9 protein-coding genes and 1 pseudogene are annotated in these 9,024 nt (G+C 47.4%); 6 read left to right on the top strand and 4 right to left on the bottom strand.

Annotated features, from left to right (window positions below; translation table 11 throughout):
• Positions 1-26: 26 nt before the first annotated feature.
• Positions 27-181, bottom strand: a pseudogene (locus AOG36_RS09295) (transposase); the annotation flags it as partial.
• Between the two features lie 627 nt (positions 182-808).
• On the opposite strand from AOG36_RS09295, the gene AOG36_RS01510 reads away from it, so the two are divergent.
• From AOG36_RS01510 to AOG36_RS01475, 6 genes are all read left to right on the top strand, one after another.
• Positions 809-970, top strand: coding sequence for a hypothetical protein (locus AOG36_RS01510; RefSeq protein ID WP_015106000.1), 162 nt, complete (start codon positions 809-811; stop codon positions 968-970).
• Between the two features lie 789 nt (positions 971-1,759).
• Positions 1,760-2,023 carry a restriction endonuclease subunit S domain-containing protein gene (locus AOG36_RS01495; protein ID WP_053825385.1) on the top strand — a complete coding sequence of 88 codons (264 nt, stop codon included), beginning with the start codon at positions 1,760-1,762 and terminating at the stop codon, positions 2,021-2,023.
• 379 nt (positions 2,024-2,402) lie between these two features.
• Positions 2,403-3,671: a phosphopyruvate hydratase gene (gene eno, locus AOG36_RS01490; protein ID WP_053825384.1), complete on the top strand. Its 1,269-nt coding sequence runs from the start codon at positions 2,403-2,405 to the stop codon at positions 3,669-3,671.
• A complete protein-coding gene (locus AOG36_RS01485; protein ID WP_015105993.1) occupies positions 3,646-4,170 on the top strand; it encodes a shikimate kinase in 525 nt (174 codons plus the stop codon). The genes eno and AOG36_RS01485 overlap by 26 nt, the downstream gene beginning before the upstream one ends.
• A gap of 39 nt (positions 4,171-4,209) precedes the next feature.
• Positions 4,210-5,676 (top strand): phosphate acetyltransferase, encoded by a 1,467-nt coding sequence (gene pta / locus AOG36_RS01480; RefSeq protein WP_015105992.1) that lies wholly within the window; start codon positions 4,210-4,212, stop codon positions 5,674-5,676.
• Positions 5,677-6,867, top strand: coding sequence for an acetate kinase (locus AOG36_RS01475; RefSeq protein WP_015105991.1), 1,191 nt, complete (start codon positions 5,677-5,679; stop codon positions 6,865-6,867).
• A 314-nt stretch (positions 6,868-7,181) separates the two neighbouring features.
• Here the strand turns inward: AOG36_RS01475 and AOG36_RS08910 are convergent, their stop codons facing one another.
• The 3 genes from AOG36_RS08910 to AOG36_RS01460 all read right to left on the bottom strand — a co-directional run bounded on the left by AOG36_RS08910 (position 7,182) and on the right by AOG36_RS01460 (position 9,010).
• Positions 7,182-7,919 carry a hypothetical protein gene (locus AOG36_RS08910; RefSeq protein ID WP_015105989.1) on the bottom strand — a complete coding sequence of 246 codons (738 nt, stop codon included), beginning with the start codon at positions 7,917-7,919 and terminating at the stop codon, positions 7,182-7,184.
• Positions 7,920-8,003: 84 nt separating this feature from the next.
• Entirely contained in the window at positions 8,004-8,708 is a 705-nt protein-coding gene (locus tag AOG36_RS01465; protein ID WP_015105988.1) for a TerB family tellurite resistance protein, read from the bottom strand.
• Complete coding sequence (locus AOG36_RS01460; protein ID WP_015105987.1) at positions 8,708-9,010, bottom strand: hypothetical protein; 303 nt, start codon at positions 9,008-9,010, stop codon at positions 8,708-8,710. The genes AOG36_RS01465 and AOG36_RS01460 overlap by 1 nt, the downstream gene beginning before the upstream one ends.
• Positions 9,011-9,024 lie beyond the last annotated feature (14 nt).

The raw sequence follows: 9,024 nt of genomic DNA, 5'->3' as shown, positions 1-9,024 counted from the left end.
CGTTTTAGTTTGGTGATATGCTTTTACAAGGTATAAAGCTTTAAATGCTTTTTAAAAGCCTATAATACCGCTTATGCAAAGCGATACAATGGTTATAGCAAATGCCATAGAGTCGTAGAAGTTTGCTGATGTGCTTATTTTGCTTGTGCTGCAAAAGCTTCTGCTTGTAGGCGATTAACATGAGGATATTATACACAACATCAGTGATATTTGAGAGCATGCGCCTTAATCCGCCTAGCTAAAGCTAGGAGGTTTTTTTGGGGTAAACTAATTGTCTAAATTTAACAAATCAATAAAAAAGTCGTTGCACTCGGCACTTTATTACAGAATTAAGTCTCCATCTATACACAAAAATCCCTAAAGCTTGTGGCATATCTAGGGTTCTTGTCCTCGTCTTTTTTCTCCTTTTTCTGCTGCACTTCCATGCTATCTCAATACAAAGGATCAAAATGCAACAAGTATACAATGGTCTTAGTCAAGATCTAAAGGCCACCAAGCGCACCCACAAACGCTTTATTGGTGCTTGAGGATTTAAGGTAGGGGATTTAGCACGATTAAAGAGGAGTTAAAACCATGAAGAGCAATTTTTACAAGCTCTTAGACATGTCGGCAATTTTAACATCACCCTAGAGAATGTCTATGGCCAAAGTGAAGAAAACGATACAGAGCTAAAAAAAGCTCTCGTGCATTTTAAAAGAGTGAAAGTGAGAGAAAACATCCATCTAAACGCCTTAGAGCGCGTCCCTGAGGGCGTACAAGCAGTCAAAATATCCACAGATTGTCTCAATCCTTGGAGGATTTAGAAGGCTTGCTAAACACTCTTGAAGAGAAGCACACCCATTTATTGCAAACCGAATGTCCAAATAAACAAGATGAAAAGGCAAGTCAAGAGGCGGGTGCTATACACCCTTCCCCACAAGCCACCAAAATCGCCAAAAACGCAAACGCCCCCGAGGTCAAACCCCTATGAAATACGGGACAAACACTCTGCAAGTCTTTAAAGACTACATGAAAGCCAAAGACCTACAGTGCAAAAGCGTGGCTAGAGCTAGACAAAATGGCCATAGAGGGGGTTGTACTTCACCTAGATCACAATGTGGCGATCCGTTGTCTTTCAAAAGCCGTAGAGTTAGGCTCTGTGGAGGCTTTGGTGGAACTAGCCAGGATTGCAAAAGCAAATTATTGTGGAATTTGGATGTTAGAACACGAAGGTGGAAAGGCCATCAGTGGACAAGAGTTGATCGATTCATTTTAACTCCTCAGTATTTATGACCATTACGCCATTTAGAGCATTGCAAAGTGTTTAAAGACAAAACCCTCACACTCGAGAACAGTTATCATAAGGCTGCTGTAGAAATTATACCTGTGTGATTATAAGTGCTTGGGCGAAATGCGTAAAGAGGGCAAAAAAAGCGACGGAATATTGTAAGCAGGCGATCCCTCTCTTAGGGGCGTAGGCTGAAAAAGGCAATGGGAAGGCTTATACCCTGTGTGAGGAGGTGCTGGCGTATGTCTTTCAAGAGGAAGCAGAGTGCCCAATAAAAAGCAGAGAGGAAAGGATACCAAGCGGTCATACAGCTTTTGAACAAGCTAGTGATTTGGACTGCGCTAATGCGTTTTGCTCTATAGCGCATTTTAATTTTGATTGGGTTGATGGGATGGATGTTAAAGAAGGATAAAATCGATCGGTGCATCGCTTACTTGCAACAGGGGATGGATCTAGGTAGGCAGAAGTGTGTGTGCACTCGAAGAGATAGCGATGCACCATGCATCCAATGTTGGTTTACCCCATATAAACAAGAAGGATTTAAACAACTACCCAATTCTAGTCGAGCAGGCGATGGCGTTTGTGGATCGCTTAGTCAAACGCATTAAACTTTTAGAATTTGTCGCTCTCAAGTGCCGGCACCATAAAGCACTCCCTGTGCCTTTAATGTATCCGCGCAGTGCAAAAAAGATCATTGAACGCTTGGACTTGGAAAATATGGAGCGTTATAAAAAGCTCTTAGACGCGCATAATTGAGTACAAACACTAAGCCAGCCATCTTGCCTGCCGCTGCCACGAACTGTGGGATTTGGCCAAAGCGAGTGGTACCGATATTTTGGGCGAACACAGCTTACGCGCGTTTAAAATACCCACAAAGAGTCACTATAAAATCACGCTCGATGGGAGTGTGAAGAAAAAATCAAAGTAAGACGACAAAATCCCAAGTCTCTGCCACCCTAAGCACAGAGTGGGTGATCTTTCTAGGCGTACCTTTAAGCCTTGCTCTAAAAGATTTTTATCATCTCTGTGGTGTGAAAGCCCACAGCAAGCCCATTTTATTGAAAAACCTTATATTTTGCTAACATGTCTCTTTTTGGATTGGAAATAAAAGAATGAATCGAAAACAAGGAAAAACATGAAAATCGAATCGGTGAAGGCGTATGAGGTGCTGGATAGTCGGGGCAACCCCACGCTCAAGGCGCAAATTGCGCTTAGCGGGGGCTTTTTAGGACACGCGATCGTGCCCAGCGGGGCAAGCACGGGCAAAAGAGAAGCCCTAGAGCTGCGCGATAAAGATCCAGGGCGTTTTTTAGGCAAGGGGGTTTTAAAGGCATGTGGCTTTGTCAATGGGGCAATACAAGAGGCTTTAATTGGGCAAGACCCCTACAACCAAGCCAAAATAGACCACCTATTACAAAGTTTAGACAACACCCATAACTACAGCCAATTAGGGGCAAATGCCGTGCTTGGCGTGTCTATGGCTTTGGCTCGAGTGGCGGCACGCTCTTTAAATCTGCCCCTTTACACCTACCTAGGCGGGCTCAACGCCCATATTTTGCCCGCCCCCATGCTCAACATCATCAACGGCGGGGCGCATGCCAACAACCGCCTAGACTTCCAAGAGTATATGGTGATGCCCCTAGGTTTTGAGAGTTTTAAAGAGGCGCTAAGGGCAAGCGTGGAGGTGTATCACATCCTAAAAGCCATGCTTGCCGATGCCAAGCAGCCCACAAGTGTAGGCGATGAGGGTGGGTTTGCCCCGGATTTTAAGGACAATGCCGAGCCTTTGGAATGGATTTTAAAAGCCATTGAAAAGGCAGGCTACAAACCCGGCGAGCAGATCGCCCTAGCCCTAGACATCGCCAGCAGCGAACTTATCAACATAGCCGGACATTATGTGCTCGCAGGCGAGAATAAAGAGCTTGAATCTAGTGAGCTTATTGAGTATTACACTACACTGATAGACAAATACCCCATTGTGTCCATTGAGGATGCGCTGGGCGAAGAGGATTACAATGGATGGGCTGAGCTTACCAAAAAGCTAGGCACTAAGGTGCAGTTAGTGGGCGATGATTTATTTGTAACCAACGAATTGTTGTTAAGAGAGGGCATAGAAAAGGGGCTAGCCAATGCGGTTTTAATCAAGCCTAATCAAATCGGCAGTCTAAGCCAAACCATGCAAACCATGCGCTTGGCGCAAAAATCGGGCTATGCCTGTGTGATGAGCCACAGAAGCGGGGAGAGCGAGGATAGTTTCATCGCTGATTTTAGCGTGGCACTCAACACGGGGCAGATCAAAACCGGCGCGCCCATAAGGGGCGAGCGCACGGCCAAATACAACCGCCTGCTAGAGATTGAAATGGCACTTGAGGGCGTGTATGCTGGACCCACTCTCTTTAAATAAAATTTGGCTCATTGGGTTTATGGGCTGTGGCAAAAGCACTTTAGGGGCCAAGCTTGCCAGGGTGCTTAGTTATAAACTCTTAGACACAGATTTACAGATCGCTGCCCAGGAGAATTTGAGCATTGAGCGTATTTTTCAAGAAAAGGGGGAAATGTATTTTAGGGATTTAGAAAGGGGGCTTGTCAAGCAATTAGAGCAAGTGGCTAGCCCCTTGGTGATCGCCACAGGAGGTGGACTGCCCCTGCACACCCCCCTAAAGGGCACCATCGTTTATCTCAATTTAGACTTTGAAAGCTTGCACGCTAGACTCTTAAACGATCCCAACCCCCGCCCGCTCTTTAAAGATAAAAAGAGCCTGCGCGCCCTTTATGAACAACGCGCCCCGCTCTATAAAAAGATGGCGACTTTAAGCTTAGATGCCAAAGGCGCGCCTAAAGAGTTGGCATTACAGCTTGTAACCCTTCTTAGGGAGCAAACCCCTCACAATAGGGCTCATTAACATGTGTGGGTTATAATGTCTCTTTTGCAAAGGAGAAACATGGCAAAAGGAATTTTAGTCGCCGCCCCCAAGGACCTAGAAAACCCAACATTAGAGTTTTTACAAAACTTGCTAAAACACCATGGCAAGAGTGTTTGTGTTTTTGACCCTCAAGAAAAACTAGGTGACTCGTACCTGGAGCTGTTGGCAGAGAATAAAGAGGCATTTTTTACCCAGCTTCTAAACTTCTACACCGCTTTAAACACTGCACACGGATATGTTTTAGTGAGGGGTTTAAACGCCTTGCAAGGGCTTTACACCCATGCTAATGAAGACTTGGCACGGCATTTAAATTTAGCCGTGGTGCAAGCTTTAAAAGACCCCAAAGAGGCCAAAATCGCTACCCGCTCTTGGGAGCATTTGGGTATAACCCCCCTATTTCTCACCAAAGAAACAATAGGGCATGCCCTGGATTTAAACACCCCCTCCAAGCAAGCCGAGCAAGCCTTTGAAGCCCTTGAGGGCGTAAGGCCAGCTAGCCTAAGCCCGTTAGCCTTCCAGCACCAAATCCTAGAGCGGGCCAAGAGCAGTTTAAAAACCATTGTGTTGCCCGAAAGTGGCGATGCACGGATTTTAAAAGCGGCGCATGCGATCTTGCAATTACAGGCAGCTAAGCTTGTTTTGCTGGGCGACAAAAACAAAGTCCACAAGGACACCAAGGATTTGGGATTGGATTTAAAAGACACCTTAGTGTTAGACCCAGAGACTTCCCCCTATTTAGATGGGTTTGCTAACACTTTATACGAACTGCGCAAAAACAAGGGTTTAAGCCTAGAAGAAGCCCAAAAACTCGTCAAAACCCCGACTTATTTTGGCACTATGTTGGTCTACAGTGGGCAAGCTGATGGGATGGTCTCAGGGGCGACCCACACCACCGCCGATACCGTGCGCCCCGCCCTACAAATCATCAAACTCTCCCCGGGCAATACTTTAGTGTCTAGCGTGTTTTTCATGTGTCTTGATACAAAGGTCTATGTCTTTGGCGACTGCGCGATCAACCCCAATCCAAGCAGCGAAGAACTTGCCCAAATCGCGCTGGCCTCTGTCAAAACGGCCAAGGCCTTTGGTTTTGAGCCCAAAGTGGCCATGCTCTCCTACTCCACAGGCACTTCAGGCAAGGGCCCGGATGTGGATAAAGTCGCTAAGGCTGTGCAAGTGGCTAGGGAGCTGGACAACACGACCGCTCTAGATGGCCCAATGCAATTTGATGCGAGTGTGGATGCGCTCACCGGCAAACGCAAAATGCCAGGCAGCCTCGTGGCTGGGCACGCCAATGTCTTTATTTTTCCCGATTTGGATGCGGGCAACATTGCCTACAAGGCTGTACAACGTTGCGCGAATACTTTGGCGATCGGTCCCGTACTGCAAGGGCTTAAAAAACCGGTCAATGACTTAAGCCGTGGCTGTTTGGTTGAAGATGTGATCAACACGATCATCATCACCGCCATCCAGGCACAGGAGCTGTAAATGCGTATCCTCGTTTTAAATTTAGGCAGTTCATCTATCAAGTTCCAGCTCTTCAACATGGACAAGCGTATGGTGCTGGCTAAAGGACTTGTGGAGCAAATAGGCGAGAAAGAGGGTAGGATCAGCATCAGCACCAGTGCCAAGGCCTTTCAAAGCGAGAGCCTACACATCACCGACCATGCCCACGGGCTGTTAAAAATGCAAGAAAAATTGCAAGCGATGGGGGTTTTAAAAAGTCTAGACTACATCGATGGCGTGGGGCATCGGGTCGTGCAGGGGGGGGATTTGTTCATTAAGCCCACCCTCATCACGCCAGAGGTCATCGGGCATTTAGAAGACCTTTGCCCCCTAGCTCCCTTGCATAACCCCGCCCACCTAGCTGGGATCAAGGCGATGCAAAAACAAGTACCCAATCTGCCCCAAGTGGCCGTGTTTGACACCGCCTACCACCAGAGCATCCCCCCCCACGCCTTCATGTATGCTCTGCCCTATGAGCTCTACCAACAGCACAAACTGCGTCGCTATGGCTTTCATGGTACTTCACACAACTTTGTTGCCCAAGAGGCCGCTCGTTTTTTACACATCCCTTATAGAAACTTCAATGCCATCTCTTTGCACTTGGGAAATGGGGCGAGTGTGTGCGCCATTAAAGATGGCAAGAGTGTAGAAACTTCTATGGGGCTCACCCCCTTAGAGGGGTTGGTGATGGGCACACGCTCGGGGGATTTGGACCCGGCTTTGCTTGGCTATATCGGGCAGCTCACTAATAAGGACACCGCCGGCGTGGTGCACATGCTCAATCACGAAAGCGGGCTTAGAGGGCTTTGTGGGGACAACGACATGCGCTCCATTGAAAAGCGCATGGCAAATAAAGACGAGAAGGCCAAGCTTGCCTTTGACATCTATACGCACCGCATTAGAAAATACATCGGGGCTTACGCCTTTGTGCTGGGGGCCTTGGATGCGATCATTTTCACCGCTGGCGTGGGTGAAAACAGTGCCAAGGTGCGCCATGCTGTGTGCAGTGGGCTTGAAAACTTTGGGATTTTCCTAGATGAAGAAGCCAATGCCAACCCCCGCCCGGGGATTGCGCTTTTAAGCCAAGCGCGTAAACTTCCTATTTTAAGGGTGCCTACCAATGAAGAACTGGCAATCGCCAAGGCGACCGTGCAGGTGGTTAAGGGGCTTTAAGTTGCCTTCCAGCCCCCCGCCTACGCCCTTGCATTTGGCTACGCTTGTCTAGCATGGGCATTTTATTCGAAGTCAAATTAAAATCCATGTCTTAAGCAAATGATGCGCATGCTGGGCAGATGGGCGTAGCGGATAAGGATGTTTAAATATTTGCTTATAAGCCCCACCATAAAGCCTTTAATGCGGTAAGCCACGCCTAAGTCCAGCCCAAAGTGGCTTTAACGCACCTTCTGCATGCTGTGAGGAAAAGTTGAAATCAAGTTTTCGGCTTTGGGGATGAAGGTCGTACCACTGGTCGCCACCCAACCGAAGAGTTACGCCCACAGAAAGACACCCCGCCTTTTTAAGATCAAAACCCTTCGCATAAGCCACATGGATCGAGAGAGCAAAGAGGAGTTTAAATACGCACTTTGCGTACTTTGCTGGAAGGCAGTGCTCCTAGGGTTTACTTGCGCCCCGGCGTAGATGTTTTGCCAGTTTATGGATAGGGGCAAGATGAGCTGGTTGTAGTGCGGGTTGGTAACCGCGCTTGCGCTGGCAAACACACTGGCAAAAATGCCGATACTAAAAGCCCCAATCCCGTCCTTAATCTTTTTAACTTTGGGGCTAAATTGCACCAAAATGCCATTTTGTGAGTCTACATGCAAGCCATTAAGCTTTAAAAAGCTTTTAAGGGCGTTACCAGTGCTTACGATCGTTTGGGCTTTTGAACCTTGGTTGGTGTCTATGCTAATCGCCCTGCCTTGATTTTGGTCGATGTGGGCATTGGCCGGCGTGCTGTTGGCATCTGCCAAACCCATGCCCTGCAAGGCACTAGAGACTAGGGGCAACATGTTTTTCTCTCTCACTCCAATGCCAAAGCTATAACCCAGCTTGGCTTTGCTTTTCTCGTCCATGTCTAGTAGGGCGGGGTTGTAGTAAGTGCCCCAAGCGGAGTTTTCAAGAGCCACGCCCGCCCCACCCATGCCAAAGCTGGTGTTGCCCATTTCGCCAAACTCCAAGCCCTCCACGCCGCTATAAGCCAGCGCACACAAGAAAAGTGTTTTTTTCACCGCTATCGCTCCATTCATAAAAAATAAAGGGACATCTTAGCATATTTTCTTTTTGTTTGCAAAACTATTCTAAAATTTTAAATTCTAACTTTGTGGATTTTTAAGAAGTTGCCACAACTCTAGCATGGCTTGGGGCAAGTAGCTTTTATTCCATTTTTTTGGGTCAAAAAGGTTGATGTGCATGTCTTGCACCTTTGTTTTGAACCCCTCCAAATCCGCCACCTCTAGATTCTCTAGGGGCTCAAATTTGAGGTTCTCAAAGCCCTCGTAAAGCTGGTTAAAATCCGCGTTCTCTAGCCCCAAATACGCCCCGATGTCTAGTAGGGCTTCTTTCTCTGCGTCCCCAAGTGCCCCATCGCTGTAGGCAAGCACAAACAAGAGCTCTACCCACTTCACCCGCTTTTTATACTCTCCGTGCGCAAGACTAGAGAGCGCATTGCACAGATCTTCTAGAGTTCGATCGGCCTCTTTGTAAATCTGGGTGAGTGGCTCTAAATCCTTGTGGAACTCTTGGCTCAAATCCTGTAAAAACACTTGGCTTAAGGCTTGGCTTAAGGGGGTTTCTTGGATGTGTTTGCTAAACACCCCCATTAGGGCGGCAAACAAGCCCGCTTCGCTGCTTTTGAGTGTTTCTTGGGGGGTGGGCAGGGCGTGGGGCTCTAGCGGGCTAAACTCTTGCTTTTTAGGCTCTGGGGGGTTTTTGAGCGGGTTTTTTAAATACTCCTGCAAGGTGTAGTACAAATAGATCAACACCACCGCCACTCCCACAATCAACACCACTTCCAACATTAGAGCAAACTCGTGTTACTGTCGCGTTTTTTAAAATCCCGCTCATTGGCCGCTTGGTTTAAGCGCTGTTTCTCTTCCTTCTCTTTCTTTTTTAAATCCATTTTACGCTCGTAGCTCCTTTTAAGTTGTTCGATGTAATCCTCCCTCTTTTCTGGGGGCTGGAAGGATATGGGCTTGATGAGTAGCAAAAACGCCACAAAAAAGAAAATCATTAGGGCTATGTCCCCAGAAGTTTCGCCATTGACAAGGTACCACGCCATGCCCAGCACCATCGCAAAGAGGAGTTTTAGCCCTGTTGTCATCAAAATCCTTTATC

It is taken from the genome of Helicobacter heilmannii (assembly GCF_001283065.1).
Classification (GTDB): Bacteria; Campylobacterota; Campylobacteria; order Campylobacterales; family Helicobacteraceae; genus Helicobacter; species Helicobacter heilmannii.
Note: the sequence above shows the minus strand (reverse complement) of the source record. Positions and strands in the feature narration are given on the sequence as shown.